Genomic DNA, 503 nt, shown 5'->3' with positions numbered 1-503 from the left:
CCTTTGAGTTTTAGCCTTGCGGCCGTACTCCCCAGGCGGGGCGCTTAATGCGTTAGCTACGGCACGGAACCCATGGAATAGGTCCCACACCTAGCGCCCAACGTTTACGGTGTGGACTACCAGGGTATCTAATCCTGTTCGCTCCCCACACTTTCGCTCCTCAGCGTCAGGTAATGCCCAGAGAACCGCCTTCGCCACCGGTGTTCCTCCTGATATCTGCGCATTTCACCGCTACACCAGGAATTCCATTCTCCCCTGCATACCTCTAGTCTGCCCGTATCGGAAGCAAGCCCACAGTTGAGCTGTAGGTTTTCACTCCCGACGCGACAAACCGCCTACGAGCCCTTTACGCCCAATAATTCCGGACAACGCTCGGACCCTACGTATTACCGCGGCTGCTGGCACGTAGTTGGCCGGTCCTTCTTCTGTACCTACCGTCACTTGCGCTTCGTCGGTACTGAAAGAGGTTTACAACCCGAAGGCCGTCATCCCTCACGCGGCGT

Annotated in this window: 1 rRNA gene; it reads right to left on the bottom strand. The window is 57.1% G+C overall.

Going from position 1 to position 503, the window contains the following annotated elements:
- Positions 1-503: ribosomal RNA gene (locus E7Z54_RS16825) — 16S ribosomal RNA — on the bottom strand; the annotation flags it as partial.

Source organism: Nocardioides sp. (genome assembly GCF_004803405.1).
GTDB classification, from domain to species: domain Bacteria; phylum Actinomycetota; class Actinomycetes; order Propionibacteriales; family Nocardioidaceae; genus Nocardioides; species Nocardioides vastitatis.
Note: the sequence above shows the minus strand (reverse complement) of the source record. Positions and strands in the feature narration are given on the sequence as shown.